The organism is Pseudoduganella sp. GW821-FHT11H04 (assembly GCF_058807935.1).
In genome coordinates this window covers 238,486-252,875 of record NZ_JBXARE010000002.1, presented here as the reverse complement: position 1 = coordinate 252,875, position 14,390 = coordinate 238,486, and the positions used below count along the sequence as shown (strand labels likewise).

Below are 14,390 nucleotides of genomic sequence, written 5' to 3'. Positions count from 1 at the left end.
CGGTGGATGCGACAACCCGTTTTCACCTACATCATCGCCATGCTCATGTTGAGCACCCTGGGCGTCTACGTCCAGGAGGCGGGTCTCGATCCTGTTACCACCGTGTTCTTCCGCTGCGCCATCGGCGCGGCGGCGCTGGCTTTGTATTGCGGCTGGAAGGGAATGTTCAGGCGCGAAAATATGACGCCCCTTGCGTTCAGGCTGGCGGTCTTCAGCGGCGTGCTGATGGTGGTGAACTGGGTCACCTTCTTTGAGGCGATCCGGCGCATCGGCATCGCAGTCGCGACAATCGTGTTCCATGTGCAGCCGTTCATGGTGCTGCTGCTCGGGGCGCTGATCCTGCGCGAAAAGCTGGCGGCCAATAAGCTGGCCTGGGTGGCACTCGGCTTCGGCGGGCTGGCTCTGGCTTGCGGGGTGCGTTTCGATGAGCCGATGGACCGTAATTACCTGCTCGGCATCGCAAGCACGCTGACCGGCGCGCTCGCCTATGCGGGTGTGACCCTGACCACTAAGACGATGCGCGGTACGCCACCGCATTTGACGGCGCTCGTGCACTGCACGACGGGTGCATTACTCCTGGGCGCGTTCTGCTCAATTCCTGCGGGCGGATTGAGCGCGGCGCAGTGGGGCTGGCTGGCCACCCTGGGGCTGGTGCCGACCGCTATCGCTTACGTGATGATCTATGGCGCTACGCCCCGCATGGAGACGGCGGCCATCGCGGTGCTGACCTTTATCTATCCGGCGGCCGCCGTCGGCTGGGACTTCGCGGTGTACGGCCACTTGGTCAGCGGCTGGCAACTAGCCGGCTTTGCGCTGATCGTGCTGGCCAGCCTTGGGGTGAACCTGAACTGGCGAATTTGACAACCGTGTATCCAAAACTCAACACATTTCTACATTTTGAGACATTTGTATGGATTTTAAATACATTTTTCCTTACACTCATGTTTCCGCTTTCTCCAAAGCACAAGGGCGCCCTGAGGCGCCCTATTTTTTTGCTATTGGAAGCGCTCGTTGCCGACCATGGCGATATTGCGTACGCCAAGCTTTTGAGCTGAGGACAGCACGCCTGCCACCACCTTGTACGGCGCCAGTCCGTTGGAGCGCAAATGAACGCTGTCATCGCCTTTTAATGCCGCCAGTTTCTCTTCCAGCGCCGTGCGGCTGGCGAGCTGGGCGCCGTTCCACCATAGCGTGCCATCGAAATCCACTTCCAGGTTTTGTGCAATCGTTTCGGATGCCGGCCCCCCGCGCGGCAAATCCATGCCGACCGAGTGATTCGCCCTGGGAATGGTGACGATCAGCATGATGATCAGGACCAGCATGACGTCGATCAGCGGCGTCATGTTGAGCTCGTTCATCGGCTCTGCGTCGGCGTGGGTTGGGGATCGTAATACTTTGCGTGCTTGGCGCATGGTGCCTCCTCTGGTTAGTCAAACGAAAAACTCTGGAGTGAGGCCAATATACCGTGGAGAAATAGCAACGAACGAAAGATTAGAGGGGATCGTCTAGTTCAACCCATGTCGGCGCGTGGTCGCTGGGCTTTTCACGGCCGCGCACCATGCGGTCCACGTCGGCGCCGCGCAGGTGCGGGGCCAGCACGGGATTAAGCAGCAAGTGGTCGATGCGCAGTCCGGCGTCGCGGCCAAACGCATTGCGGAAGTAATCCCAGAAGGTGTAAATCTTTTCGCCGGGATGCATGGTGCGCAAGGCGTCGGTCCAGCCCTGCGCCGCCAGGCGCGCGAATGCGGCCCGCGTCTCCGGGCGGAACAGCGCGTCGTCCAGCCAGCGTTCGGGCTTGTAGACATCGAGCTCGGTCGGCATCACGTTGTAGTCGCCGGCGATGATCACGGGATGCTTCGATTTCACCAGCTCTTCGCCGCGCGCAATCAGCCGGTCGAACCATTTGAGCTTGTAGTCGAACTTGGGGCCGGGTGCGGGATTGCCGTTGGGGAGGTAGAGGCAAACGACCATCAGCTTGCCGACCATCGCTTCGATATAGCGGCTTTGCACATCTTCCGGATCGCCCGGCAAGGCGCGGCCCAATTCGACCGGGGTTGTGCCGCGCGCGAGGATGGCGACGCCGTTCCAGCTTTTCTGGCCGTGCCACACGGCGCCGTAACCTGCATCGTTGATCGCCGCTTCGGGGAATTTTTCGTGCGGGGCTTTGAGCTCCTGCAGGCAGGCCACGTCCGGCTGGGTTTCATTCAACCATTGCAGCAGCGCCGGCAGGCGGGCGCCAATTCCGTTGACATTGAAGGTCGCAACTCGCATGGCGACCATTATGCACAGATTCGTTAGCGCAAGGCGCGGCGCATCACGATCGCTGGCAGGCGCTTACCGTCATCCGTCGATGCGAAATAACCTTCAATCTCGCCGATTTCGGCAAAGCCTTCGGCGCGGTAAATCTGGCGAGCGGCCAGCCATTCGGGATTGACGATCAGGATGGTGCTGCGCAGGCTTTGGTGGCGGTCGAACATTTCGGCCAGGGCATTGCGGAACAGGCGCCTTCCCCAGCCGGTGCCGCGCATTGCGGGGTCGACCACCATTGAGGAGACGTAGACTTCCTCGCCATCGGTGAAGTGGGTATTGGCCGCAGCGTGGTCGCGGGCGAAACGGCCTGCATCGAAGCCGTCTTGCAGCGGCCAGAATTCGGCGCAAAGATAGCCGTACAGTTGCCCTGCCTCGCCAGCCAGCACCCAGCAAGCTTCGGGTGCTGCCGAGAGGCGTTCGGCGAAGGTCGCCTCGGTTTCCTGGATTGCTTCGGCAAAACCGGCGCGTTCGAGCCGCATGATCTCGGCCATGTCGGCCATCACGGCTCGCCGCAAGTGAAACGTCATGCTTACTGCTTAGGACAGCCTTGGGTGACGCTGCGTACCTTGAAGGAAGCAACGGTTTCGCCCTCGGTAACCACCTTCAGGCAGACGCCGTCGTACGACACGAAATAATGGGTGCAATAGCCGCTGGCGCCGTCGCAGGAACGCAGCTCAGGGAACTGGCCTTGCAGCTGGCGCTCCCACTCTTGGGCAGCATTCTTGTGCTCCGGACGCCAGCCCGCGTCGATTACTTCCTTGCGGGCTTTGGCGTACTTCATTCCGACCAGGTTATCCCAGGTACTCGCCTGCTGGGTCGATGCAAATGCCGCCGCTGCAGCCAGGGCCATTGTAGAGGCCACAATCAATCTGATCACATTCATGAATTGTTCAGGAATATTGTTAAGAACTAAAACAATTATGCCATGTGGAAATTGCCCCGGCTACCACTAACTTGCATATATTTCAGCTTGCAGCGACCCGAACGACGACCTTGCCGAAATTGCTGCCCTGCAACAGACCGATCAGGCCTAGAGGTGCTTGCGGAAGTCCATCCAGCACATCTTCAAGCAGTTTAATCTTGCCCTCACCGACCCAAGCCGCCATGTCTCTGGCGAAGTCCTCGTAACGGGTTTCATAATGATCAAGAATGACCAGTCCCTGCATGCGAATCCGCTTTTGCAGGATGGCCGTCATTACAGCCGGCAAGCGGTCCGCTCCTTGCAGCGCACCAATGTGGTTATATTGCGCAATCACGCCGATGACAGGCACGCGGGCGCCAACATTCAGCAGCGAAAGGACCGCGTCGAACACCGCGCCGCCCACGTTCTCAAAATAGACGTCGATGCCGTCCGGCGCGGCTTGCGCCAGCTTGTCCGCCAGCTGCGGGTCGTGCCGGTCCAGCGCCACGTCGAAACCTAACTGCTCCCGGGCGAAGGCCACCTTGTCGGCACCGCCCGCGATGCCGATCACGCGCGCTCCCTTCAGTTTGGCGATCTGGCCGACGATGGCGCCAACCGCGCCGGTGGCCGCTGCCACCACGACGGTTTCGCCGGGTTTGGGCTGGCCGATATCGAGCAGGCCGACATAGGCGGTGAAGGCAGGCATGCCAAGGCCGCCCAGCGCCAGCGAGGGCTGCTTCATCTCGCCCAGCGGACGCAGGTCGCTGCCATCGGACAGCGCGTAGTCTTGCCAGCCGGCGTTACCCAGTACCAGGTCGCCGGGCTTGAAACCGGCATGGCGCGAAGCGACAACGCGGTTGACGGTGCCGCCCACCATATGCGAGCCGATTTCGACGCGCGGCGCATAGGCCGGCGGCACTTCGTCCATCAACTGGCGCATGTACGGGTCGAGCGAGAGATAAAGGGTGCGCAGCAGGACCTGGCCTTCGCCCGGCGCTGGCACCGGCGCCTGCTCAAGGCGGAAGTTGTCGGAAGTCGGCGCGCCTTTGGGGCGGGCGGCAAGGACGATGCGGCGGTTGGTGGTGGCAGATTGCGTCATTTGCTTCTCCTTTCAATATTAGACCAGTCGTCTAGAATGTGGGCAAAAAATGCTTACTATGTCTGGTTCAACACTTGCTGCGTACCCGCCATGGCCGTATCGAGCGGCCCGCGGTCATGATTGATCTTGGCCAACAGGCTTGCGCCTACCCAGCTTTGATACAGCGCCACCGCCAGCACTTTGGCATCGAGGCCTTGCGGTAGCGAGCCGTCCGCAGCGCCACGCTCGATGCAGCGCTCCAGGCGCGAGGTAATGCCGCTGGTCCCGCGGTGCAGGGATGCACGCAAAGCTTCCGACAAGTCGCTCACTTCCGCGCCCAGTTTCACAGCCAGGCATTGGCTGTTTTCCCCCAACTGACAGTCGCGCCAGTCTTCGAAATAGTTCAGCAGGCCCTGGCGGCCTGTATCGCCCTGCGCCAGCAGTTCGTCGATGCGGGCCAGCGTGCGGTCGAAATAGTCGTCGATGACGGCTGCGCCGAATGCTTCTTTCGAGCCGAAGTAATGGTAGAACGAGCCCTTAGGCACCTTGGCGGCGGCCAGGATCTCGGTCAGGCCGACACCGGTAAAGCCTTTATGCCTGAACAGCGGCATGGCTACATCGATGATGCCCTGGCGTACGTCGGCGTATTGGGAAGAGGTCATGCGGCACAGTCTAGAGCGAAATAGACCAGTCGTCTAGAAGTATTTTTGACCCAGGTCATTTCTGCCCTGCCGCGGTACGTGGCACCATGGCTTCATGAAGATCCGTCAATCAATCCTGGCCGCGATGCTGGCCGTGCCGGCTCTGGCGATGGCAGCCACGCCGATTATCAACGTCTACAAGAGCGCCACCTGCGGCTGCTGCGAAGCATGGGTCAAGCACCTCCGCGACAATGACTTCAAGGTTGAGGCGCACAATGTTACCAACCCATCCGACACGCGGGAGAAGATGGGCATGCCAGACCGCATGGGTTCCTGCCACACGGCCGTCGTTGAAGGCTATGCCATCGAAGGCCATGTGCCCGCCGCGGACATCAAGCGCCTGCTCGCCGCAAAGCCCAAGGCAAAGGGGCTGGCTGCACCGGGCATGCCGCTTGGCTCGCCGGGCATGGAGGGGCCGCGCAAGGATGCGTACGACGTCTACCTGGTGCTGCCTGACGGCTCGTCCCGCGTCTACCAGCACTACAACTGACGCCGGCTACAACGCCAGGAGCACCAACGCAACACCAGCCACCGCCAGCAAGGCGTGTCCCACCATGATGCTTTGCGGGATCAGCATATTGCGGTGATGGCGGCCCAGGTTCATCCACACGCCGCCGGCGGCGGCCAGCACCAGCGCGATAAGGCCGTAGTGGGCCGTGTCAGGCGTGTGCGAGAAGATGGTCACGTAGGCCAGCAAGGTCACGCCGGCAGCGGCGAGAAAGCCGTGCAGCATGGCGATCCAGTGCGGCGGATTGGTCTTTTTCCCCAGGCGTATCAGAGCCATCACAATGCCGCCGGCAGCGGCGACACCGAACAGCACGCAGGCAGAAAATAATATGGTTCGGGTATCCATGCAGGCATTCTGCGCCAGGCCTGCGCCTGCGTTCGGTGCGCTGGCTCACGCTGGCCCGCTCAGGCCAGGAAGCACTATACTGTCGGCCCTTGTGTGCAATATTGAATCATGGAAGCAAAGCCTGAACTCCGCAGCGTCGCGCTGCAATGCTTGGTCGAACCCGATCCCGCCGCCAAAGTAGCTGCCGTTGCAGGCATGGCCGAGGCCTGGGCAGAAGGTTCGCTGATGCTCGATGCAACGGCCGAGCTGGCGACGCCTGCCGCGACCATCCCCGGCCGCCCTGCCCGCCCCGAGCTGGTGGCGCCGCGCCTGGTCGGCCGCCGATCGATGGCGACGATGGAAGGCCGCGCCATGTTGGTGCACGCGCTGGCCCATATTGAATTCAACGCCGTCAACCTGGCGCTGGACGCGATGTGGCGCTTCCCCGCCATGCCGGAACAGTTTTACACGGACTGGCTGCGGGTGGCGAAAGAAGAGGCTTACCACTTCTCGCTATTGTCGACGCACCTGGCCACCTTGGGCTTCGCCTACGGCGACTACACCGCGCACGGCAGCCTGTGGGAAATGGTGGAGAAAACCACCGGCGACGTGATGGCGCGCATGGCCCTGGTGCCGCGCACGCTGGAGGCGCGCGGCCTTGATGCGATTCCGCCGCTGCGCGCCAAGCTGGCGCAGGCCGGCGATGAGGCGGCTGCGGCCATCCTCGACATCATCCTGCGCGACGAAATCGGCCACGTGGAAATCGGCAACCGCTGGTACTGGCACCTGTGCGGCTTGCGCGGGCTGGACCCGGTAGCCACCTACGCCGAGCTGGTGGAGCAGTATAAGGCCTCGGTGCGCGGCCCATTCAATTTCGAGGCGCGCCGCAAGGCCGGCTTCAGCGAGGAAGAACTGCGCTCACTTGGTGGGTAGCCAGGCTGGTTTATTCTCCACGAACAATTCGTCCGGCACGGGCAAATCGTATTCCGGCTCCAGCGTGCCGAGCGTGATGGCGATGCGGTCGGGAGTCTGGGTGCTGCGCCAGGTCAGCGTGGAGCCGCACACCTTGCAGAAGCCGCGGCGGCCATGTTCGGAGGAGTGAAATTCGGTCACCAGCTCCGCGCCTTTTTCGAAAATGAAGCTGTCGCTGGCGACATTGGTATAGCTGCCTGCGGCCGCGCCATGCTGTTTCTGGCACATGGTGCAATAGCAATGGCTCGCCTTGCGCACCGTGGACTTGTCTGCTTTGTATTCAACGCCGCCACACAGGCAGCCGCCGCGCAAATATTCCGTCATCACTTGTCTCCGCAGGAACGATGCGGGCAATGATAATATAAGCAGGCACCCAAGGGAGACGCATATGACGACCGAAGCGATGCCTTTCCGGACCCTGCTCTACCGCTTTATCTTCTTTGACTGGCTGTTCAAGGACGTCAGCGCGGCACGCAATGTGATCGAGCGCCACGCGGCCCTGCAGCACAACAAGTACATGAGCCGCTACCTGCCGATCTATTTCCGGCGCTGGACCTTCATGGCCACTTTCGACTTTGGCCTGGGCTGGCTGCTCGAACGCGCCCTGCAGGCCACCGTGCTTTCCGCCTATTTCTTCACATGGTCTTGCGTGACCATTGCGGGGATGGTGGTGATCGCCGCCGCCTGGATCTTCCTGACCTTTGGACGGCTGAGCTGATCGAAAATTGTGCAATCAGTTTATTCTGTTTAGAATCAGTCGCTTGCCGAGTTGAGGGCTTTCTTGTTAACAGAGTTTTCCACAGAAACCGTTAACAACTCCACAGTCAGGCGAGCCTGATGTCGTGCGCGCCGGCTGCGGCAAGCCGCGACAGCAAATCCTCCAGCGCCTGCACGGGCGCCGAGCCCAGGTCCAGCTCCATCGCGACCATGCCGTCGTCATCGCGCGGATCGGAAGCAAAGTGCACCACGCCGAACAGTCCCTCTTCGTTCAGGCTATTGGCATCCTCAGGGTCGAACCAATCAATGAACCATGGTGCAAGCACGGCGCCTACCTGCTCCGCCATCAGGCCAGCGACCCGCAGCGACACATCGTCCCAGGCGAACGGAGAGACATAAATCATGGCTGGAGTCATCGAGACGGTGTGCACGCTGAACTGCATGCGCCGCTCGGAATCGACCGAAAGCAGGTGCCCGGCCTGGGCGCCGCGCCGCGGAACGAGATCGATGCGCATTGGAAGACCGAGCATACCATCGAGAGCCAGCCCGCCGTCCACGTTTCGCAGCGCCGTTTCAGCATGCGCGTCCGCCGCCGAAGCGACAGCATCGGCAAACGTAGCGGTATAGGCCATGCGGATGACCGTAAAAAGCTCGGTAACCGGACTCACAGCATATTCGGCAAAGCGATATAGACCAAGCCGCTGATCAGCAGCACCGATGCGCAGGCGACCACGCGATTCAACGATCGTTCCCACGCATGGTCGCGGGTGCGGTCCATGCGCGCATCGGCAGCCGCCTGGATGCGCAGGAATTCTTCCTTCGTTACGGCGGAGGCGACGATGTGCAGCGGATTGCGCATCAGTTGCAGCGCGTCGTCATACTGGTGCGAGAGCCAGATGCAAAGAACCCTTCCCTCTTTCGAGGGCTTGGAAGGTTCGAATACAGGGATGCCTGCGCGGGAAAGCCGGTCCCACGCATCCTTGTATTCACGATCACTATCTGTAACAAACACTTGGCGCATAAGGCGGTATGGTAACCGCCAAAGGCCCTTCAGAAACTCTCAGAATTTCACTAGTTAAATATTTTATTGGCAGGCTTTCGCTTCGGCCAGCTGCTTACGCAACTCCAGTTGGAGCCGATGGTTGTCGCGATTCTGGAGCTTACTCATATCGAGCTCGATACGCTTGATGTCTAATTCCGTTGGACATGCCTTGCGCTGCGCTGTCTGAGCGCCCTGCCTATTCTGGACGGAAGTCACAACGCCATCTTTTACGTACACATAGAATATGCGGCCGCCTCGCCTGTAAATCAGCTGGTCTTGCGCGGCGTCTTCGTATTGGCCGGTATTCACGCTTTCCGGGCGCCCCATCGCGGAGTCCAGCTCAGCCCTTGTCATCGACACCATCGGCGTGCCGGCGGCGATCGCTTCCCGGATATTGCGCCGGCGGTCCAGCTCATTGAGTTTCTGCTTGTAGTCGATCGGCGGCGGCGCGTCTGCGGACGGCGCCGCCCCACTCGCCGGACTGGCTACTTTCCTCTGCTCGCCCGTCGCGCAAGGCGTGTCCTGGTAGGCAACGCTCCCGTCTTGCTGTTTGCAGCGGAAGACCTGGGCATATGCCGGTATTGCTGCGATCAGCAATACCGGCGCGATCCAACACTTAGCTTTGTGTAAAGTTTTCATTCGCGGATTTTGCCGCAAATATCTTTCTATGCCAAGGCAGGATAGTCGACGTAACCGGATGCGCCGCCGCCGAAGAAGGTGTTACGGTCTGCGGCGTTGATCGGGGCGTTGGTTTTGAGGCGCGCAACGAAGTCGGGGTTGGCCAGGACCATCTGGCCATAGGCTTCCATTTCGGCAAGGCCCGATGCGACGTCGGCGCCGATTTCTTCGCGTGGACGACCGGGGCGGTTCAGCACCAGGGTGCCGCGCCACAGCTTGCGCATATCGGCCAGCAGCGCTTCGTCGCCCTGGTGCATGATATGCAGGTAAGCCAGGCCAAGCTTATCCAGTTCCGCGACCAGGTGACGGTACATCGCAGGGCCTTCTGCGCCTTCGTCGATGCCCCACAGCGTGGTGCCCGGCGACAGGCGGATGGCGGTGCGGTCGGCGCCGATTTCGTCGGCGATGGCTTTGGCTACTTCAATGGCAAAACGGGCGCGGTTCTCAATGGAGCCGCCGTATTGGTCGCCGCGCGTGTTGGCGCTTGGTGCGAAGAACTGCTGCACCAGATAGGCGTTGGCGCCGTGGATTTCCACGCCATCGGCTCCGGCCTCGATGGCGCGGCGAGCGGCGATCCGGAAATCGTCGACGGTCTGGCGAACTTCTTCGGTGCTTAACGCGCGCGGGACCGGGATGTCCTGCATGCCGGCCGGCGTGAACATCGGAGTGCCCGGCGCTATCGCCGATGGCGCCACGCCCTGGCGGTGGTGCGGCGTATTGTCCGGATGCGACATGCGGCCCGCATGCATCAACTGGATGAAAAGGTGGCCGCCCTTCGCATGCACCGCGTCGGCCACCCTCTTCCATCCTGCGACGTGGGCATCGGTATGGATGCCCGGCGTCGCCATATAACCCTGGCCGTCTTCCGAAGGCTGCGTACCCTCGGTCACGATCAGGCCCGTGCTGGCGCGCTGCGCATAGTACTCGGCCGCCAGCTCGCCCGGCGTGCCGTCGTACTGTGCGCGGCTGCGCGTCATCGGGCCCATGGCGAGGCGGTTGGCCAGCGTATAGCGTCCGACGCGGACGGATTCAAACAGTTTGCTCATTTCGGTTTTCCTACTTAGTGATGGAAGATGCGCCATCATCCACCACCTTCGAAATGAGATAAATATGGTAAATTGCAGAACATTGATCCATAGGCGGAGCAATCATTGGAATACCTGAATGACATGGCCTTGTTTGTCGAAGTGGTGAAGGCCAAGGGATTTCGCGGCGCCGGCGAGGTGCTGGGCATCCCGAATTCGACCGTTTCGCGCCGCATCGCCGCGCTGGAAAAACTCATCGGCCTACGCCTTCTGCACCGGACCACCCGCAAGATCGAGTTGACCGAGGCAGGCCAGGTTTACTTCGAGCGCTGCAAACGCATCGTCGACGAAGCGCGCCTGGCCCACGAGCAATTGGGCGGCATGCTGGCGCAGCCGACCGGCGTGCTGCGCGCTTCACTGCCGGTGGACTTTGCCCAGACTTACCTGGCGCCCCTGATCGCGGAATTCGCGCAGCGCTATCCCGGCCTCACCTTCGAGCTTGACCTGACCTCGCGCCGCGTGGACTTGGTCAGCGAACCATATGACGTGGCGATACGCATGGGGGAATTAGCGGATTCACAGCTGATTGCGCGCCAGCTTGCACAGCTCACGCCGCAGTTGTATGCCTCTCCAAGCTACCTCGCGCAGCATGGCGAACCGCTTGCGCCGGCCGACCTTGAGAAACACGCTTGCCTTGGCCTGACGAAGGCATCCACTTGGACGCTGCTCAATGGCGAACAAAGCGTATCGGTGAGCACCAGCGGCCGCTTTGCGATCAACAGTGTGGGACTGATACGCCGCATGGCGACCTTCGACATGGGCATCCTGCTGCTGCCGGAATTGATCGTCGCCGACGATGTTGCGGCAGGACGCTTGCGACGCATCCTGCCGCAATGGCATGGCAAACCAACGCCTGTTTATGCCCTGACCGAGACTCGACTGGTCCCAGCCAAGACCCAGCGATTTATTGAGTTCCTGCGGGAGCGTTTAGCCCAAGTGGGTTAGGCTCGCGTGCACGCTCATACGCCAGCCTGTACAGCAGCGGCAACAGCAGCAACGTGAGCGCCGTGGACGACAGCACGCCTCCAATGACGACGGTCGCCAATGGGCGCTGGACTTCGGCGCCGGTACCTGTGGCGATCGCCATTGGCACGAAGCCAAGCGACGCCACCAGGGCCGTCATCAGTACGGGCCGGAGCCGCACCAGCGCGCCATTGTGCACCGCTTCGGCCAGCGGCTGTCCTTGTTCGCGCAGGCTGCGTATGAAAGCGATCATTACCAGCCCGTTCAACACCGCCACGCCTGATAAGGCGATAAAGCCAACCGCCGCCGAGATCGACAGCGGTATTCCACGCATCCAGAGAGCGAAGATGCCGCCGGTCAGCGCAAATGGAATGCCGGTGAATACCAGCGCGCCATCGCGGGCATTGTTAAACATCAGGAACAGCAAGGCGAACACCAGTGCCAGCGATGCCGGCACCACGAGTTTGAGGCGTTGCGCTGCATTCTGCAGGTTCTCGAACTGGCCGCCCCACGCCAGCCAGTAGCCAGCCGGCAGGTTCACTCCTTTCAACACTGCCTGCTGCGCTTCTTCGACGAAGGAGCCGATGTCGCGGTCCTGCATGTTGACCGTCACCACCACGCGGCGCTTGCCCTGCTCGCGGCTTAGCTGGTTGGGTCCCGGCGCAGTATCGAAGTTGGCGATTTCCGCGAGCGTGACATAGGCGGGACGCGCACCTTCCCGCTTCGGCAAAGGCACCGGTAGCCGCTTGAGAAGTTCGATGTCCGACCGCAGTGCTTCCGGCAGCCGCACCACGATGTCGAAACGGCGGTCGCCTTCGAACATGGCGCCGGCTTCGCGCCCCGCAGTGGCGGTCGCGATCAACTCCTGCACTTCAGCGATGTTCAGACCAAGGCGGGCCGCGCGCTCGCGGTCAACCTGGACTTGCAGCATCGGCAGGCCGGTGGTCTGCTCGACCTTGACTCCAGTCGCGCCGGGGATCTTTTCGAGGATCTCGCCGATGGCGGCGGCCTTGGCGTTCAGCACATCGAGGTCGTCGCCGAATACCTTCACAGCGACGTCGCTGCGCACGCCGGATATCAGCTCGTTCACGCGCAGCTGGATAGGCTGGCTGAACTCATAACTGTTGCCGGGCAGTTGCTCCAGCGCGGTTTTGATCGCTGCCAGCAGGTCCGCGCGGCTGCGTTTCGGCTTGGGCCATTGGCTTTCCGGCTTGAGCATGATGTAGCCGTCCGAAATACTTGGCGGCATCGGGTCGGAGGCGATTTCCGCCGTGCCGGTGCGGGCGAAGACATTGGCGATTTCCGGGAATTTCGCTACCAGGGTCTTTTCGATTTGCTGCTGCATCTGCACCGATTGCGCCAGGCCGGTGCCAGGAATACGCACCGTCAGCACGGCAAAGTCGCCTTCGTCCAGGTTGGGGACGAATTCCGTTCCAAGCCGTGTCGCCAGCAAGGCCGACAGCGCCAGCAACAGTCCGGCAGCAGTGAATACCACCGGGCGATTGGCCATCACATAGTCCAGGCAGCGACCGTAGCCGCGCCGCGCCGCCAACATCAAGCGCCCCTCTTCCTCGCGCACCGGCTTATTCATGAACAGCGCCACGGCGGCCGGCACAAAGGTAATCGACAGCAGCATCGCGCCCAGCAAGGCGGTCACCACGGTGAACGCCATCGGATGGAACATCTTGCCCTCGATCCCGGACAACACGAAGATCGGCAGGTAGACGATCATAATAATCAACTGCCCAAACATCAGCGGCCTGCGGGCTTCGTGCGCGGCGGCGAAGACTTCCGCAAAGCGCTCTTCGCGCGTCAGCGTGCGTCCCGCCTTGTTCTGCGCATGCGCGAGGCGCCGCACGCAGTTTTCCACGATTACCACGGCGCCGTCGACGATGATACCGAAATCGAGCGCGCCAAGGCTAAGCAGGTTGGCGCTGACGTTGTTCGCCACCATGCCGGTGAAGGTGAACAGCATCGACAGCGGGATGACCAGGGCTGTGATCAGCGCCGCGCGCAGGTTGCCGAGGAAGAGGAACAGCACAGCGATCACCAGCACCGCTCCTTCGAGCAGGTTGCGCTTGACGGTGGCGATGGCTTTTTCCACCAGCACGGTGCGGTTGTAGACCGGCGTGGCCGAAACGCCGGCAGGCAGGCTGCGATTGATATCGACCATCTTCTTGTCCACCGCCAGTGCTACCGCGCGGCTGTTCTCGCCGATCAGCATGAACACAGTGCCGAGAACCACCTCGCGGCCGTTGCGGGTAGCGGCGCCGGTGCGCAATTCCGCGCCGATGCCGACCGTCGCCACGTCGGCAACGCGCACCGCCACGCCATCGATTGTGACGACCACGATGTTACCGATGTCGTCCACCGATTTGAGCTGGCCCGGTGCGCGCAGCAGGTATTGCTCGCCCTCCTTCTCGATATAGCCTGCGCCGACGTTGCCGTTGTTGCGCTCCAGCGCGGTGACGACATCCGACAGGCTCAGGCCATAAGATGCCAGCTTGGCGGGCGTTGGCGCGACCAGGTATTCCTTGTCGTAGCCGCCGATCGAGTTGATCTCGGTGACGCCGGGGACGTTGCGCAACTGCGGCTTGATGATCCAGTCCTGGATTTCGCGCAGGTCAGTCGGCGTGTAAGGCGTGCCGTCAGGCTTGCGCGCATCAGGCGCTGCATCCACCGTCCACAAATAAATCTCGGACAGGCCGGTGGCAATGGGGCTCATGGTGGGCGTAAGGCCGACCGGCAGCTGACCGCGCGCTTCCTGGATGCGCTGGCTCACCAGCTGGCGCGCGAAGTGGATGTCGGTACCGTCCTTGAAGACGACAGTCACCTGCGACAGGCCGTAGCGCGACAGTGAACGTGTCTGTTCAAGGCGCGGCAGGCCTGCCATCAACGACTCGATCGGAAACGTGATGCGCTGTTCGACTTCCAGCGGCGAGAAGCCGGCTGCTGCGGTATTGATCTGTACCTGGACATTGGTAATGTCCGGCACCGCGTCAATAGGCAGCTTCTGGTAACTGACTACCCCCAGCACGGCCATCGCCAGGACAGCGAACATGGCCAGCCAGCGGTGGCTGATGCAGGCCTGGATAATTCTGCTTAACATGG

Annotated in this window: 18 protein-coding genes; 5 read left to right on the top strand and 13 right to left on the bottom strand. The window is 61.6% G+C overall.

From position 1 onward, the window contains the following. Positions 1 to 6: 6 nt before the first annotated feature. Complete coding sequence (locus tag AC1RTP_RS04935) at positions 7 to 861, top strand: DMT family transporter (RefSeq protein ID WP_498605240.1); 855 nt, start codon at positions 7 to 9, stop codon at positions 859 to 861. 134 nt (positions 862 to 995) lie between these two features. On the opposite strand, the gene AC1RTP_RS04930 is transcribed toward AC1RTP_RS04935, so the two are convergent. The 6 genes from AC1RTP_RS04930 to AC1RTP_RS04905 form a co-directional block, all read right to left on the bottom strand. Next, the gene (locus tag AC1RTP_RS04930) at positions 996 to 1,412 is read right to left on the bottom strand and encodes an ExbD/TolR family protein (protein ID WP_498605238.1); all 417 of its coding nucleotides are present in this window, start codon (positions 1,410 to 1,412) and stop codon (positions 996 to 998) included. 79 nt (positions 1,413 to 1,491) lie between these two features. Then, complete coding sequence (xth, locus tag AC1RTP_RS04925; RefSeq protein ID WP_498605237.1) at positions 1,492 to 2,271, bottom strand: exodeoxyribonuclease III; 780 nt, start codon at positions 2,269 to 2,271, stop codon at positions 1,492 to 1,494. Positions 2,272 to 2,294: 23 nt separating this feature from the next. Continuing rightward, positions 2,295 to 2,837 carry a GNAT family N-acetyltransferase gene (locus AC1RTP_RS04920; RefSeq protein WP_498605236.1) on the bottom strand — a complete coding sequence of 181 codons (543 nt, stop codon included), beginning with the start codon at positions 2,835 to 2,837 and terminating at the stop codon, positions 2,295 to 2,297. A gap of 2 nt (positions 2,838 to 2,839) precedes the next feature. Continuing rightward, on the bottom strand, positions 2,840 to 3,193 hold the full coding sequence (locus tag AC1RTP_RS04915; RefSeq protein ID WP_498605235.1) for a hypothetical protein: 354 nt from the start codon (positions 3,191 to 3,193) through the stop codon (positions 2,840 to 2,842). Positions 3,194 to 3,275: 82 nt separating this feature from the next. Beyond that, on the bottom strand, positions 3,276 to 4,310 hold the full coding sequence (gene curA, locus AC1RTP_RS04910; protein ID WP_498605233.1) for an NADPH-dependent curcumin/dihydrocurcumin reductase: 1,035 nt from the start codon (positions 4,308 to 4,310) through the stop codon (positions 3,276 to 3,278). 56 nt (positions 4,311 to 4,366) lie between these two features. After that, a complete protein-coding gene (locus AC1RTP_RS04905) occupies positions 4,367 to 4,951 on the bottom strand; it encodes a TetR/AcrR family transcriptional regulator (RefSeq protein WP_498605232.1) in 585 nt (194 codons plus the stop codon). A 94-nt stretch (positions 4,952 to 5,045) separates the two neighbouring features. Here AC1RTP_RS04905 and AC1RTP_RS04900 point away from each other — a divergent pair, with 94 nt between their 5' ends. Beyond that, a complete protein-coding gene (locus AC1RTP_RS04900; RefSeq protein WP_498605230.1) occupies positions 5,046 to 5,480 on the top strand; it encodes a DUF411 domain-containing protein in 435 nt (144 codons plus the stop codon). 6 nt (positions 5,481 to 5,486) lie between these two features. Here AC1RTP_RS04900 and AC1RTP_RS04895 read toward each other — a convergent pair whose 3' ends face one another. Beyond that, positions 5,487 to 5,843, bottom strand: coding sequence for a hypothetical protein (locus tag AC1RTP_RS04895; RefSeq protein ID WP_498605228.1), 357 nt, complete (start codon positions 5,841 to 5,843; stop codon positions 5,487 to 5,489). Between the two features lie 108 nt (positions 5,844 to 5,951). Between AC1RTP_RS04895 and AC1RTP_RS04890 the strand changes: the two genes are divergently transcribed. Beyond that, positions 5,952 to 6,755, top strand: a complete 804-nt coding sequence (locus tag AC1RTP_RS04890) for a ferritin-like domain-containing protein (RefSeq protein ID WP_498605226.1) — start codon at positions 5,952 to 5,954, stop codon at positions 6,753 to 6,755. On the opposite strand, the gene AC1RTP_RS04885 is transcribed toward AC1RTP_RS04890, so the two are convergent. After that, entirely contained in the window at positions 6,741 to 7,118 is a 378-nt protein-coding gene (locus tag AC1RTP_RS04885) for a GFA family protein (RefSeq protein ID WP_498605225.1), read from the bottom strand. The two genes, AC1RTP_RS04890 and AC1RTP_RS04885, sit on opposite strands and share 15 nt — an antisense overlap. A 64-nt stretch (positions 7,119 to 7,182) precedes the next feature. On the opposite strand from AC1RTP_RS04885, the gene AC1RTP_RS04880 reads away from it, so the two are divergent. Continuing rightward, positions 7,183 to 7,512, top strand: a complete 330-nt coding sequence (locus AC1RTP_RS04880) for a hypothetical protein (RefSeq protein WP_498605224.1) — start codon at positions 7,183 to 7,185, stop codon at positions 7,510 to 7,512. A 106-nt stretch (positions 7,513 to 7,618) separates the two neighbouring features. Here the strand turns inward: AC1RTP_RS04880 and AC1RTP_RS04875 are convergent, their stop codons facing one another. The 4 genes from AC1RTP_RS04875 to AC1RTP_RS04860 form a co-directional block, all read right to left on the bottom strand. Beyond that, entirely contained in the window at positions 7,619 to 8,143 is a 525-nt protein-coding gene (locus AC1RTP_RS04875) for a hypothetical protein (RefSeq protein ID WP_498605223.1), read from the bottom strand. Positions 8,144 to 8,175: 32 nt separating this feature from the next. Then, positions 8,176 to 8,523, bottom strand: a complete 348-nt coding sequence (locus tag AC1RTP_RS04870) for a hypothetical protein (RefSeq protein ID WP_498605221.1) — start codon at positions 8,521 to 8,523, stop codon at positions 8,176 to 8,178. Between the two features lie 72 nt (positions 8,524 to 8,595). After that, complete coding sequence (locus AC1RTP_RS04865) at positions 8,596 to 9,192, bottom strand: DUF4124 domain-containing protein (protein WP_498605219.1); 597 nt, start codon at positions 9,190 to 9,192, stop codon at positions 8,596 to 8,598. A 26-nt stretch (positions 9,193 to 9,218) separates the two neighbouring features. After that, positions 9,219 to 10,277, bottom strand: coding sequence for an alkene reductase (locus tag AC1RTP_RS04860; RefSeq protein WP_498605218.1), 1,059 nt, complete (start codon positions 10,275 to 10,277; stop codon positions 9,219 to 9,221). Between the two features lie 105 nt (positions 10,278 to 10,382). On the opposite strand from AC1RTP_RS04860, the gene AC1RTP_RS04855 reads away from it, so the two are divergent. Then, positions 10,383 to 11,261: a LysR family transcriptional regulator gene (locus AC1RTP_RS04855; RefSeq protein WP_498605216.1), complete on the top strand. Its 879-nt coding sequence runs from the start codon at positions 10,383 to 10,385 to the stop codon at positions 11,259 to 11,261. Here AC1RTP_RS04855 and AC1RTP_RS04850 read toward each other — a convergent pair. Beyond that, entirely contained in the window at positions 11,221 to 14,388 is a 3,168-nt protein-coding gene (locus AC1RTP_RS04850; RefSeq protein WP_498605215.1) for an efflux RND transporter permease subunit, read from the bottom strand. The genes AC1RTP_RS04855 and AC1RTP_RS04850 overlap by 41 nt on opposite strands. Positions 14,389 to 14,390 lie beyond the last annotated feature (2 nt).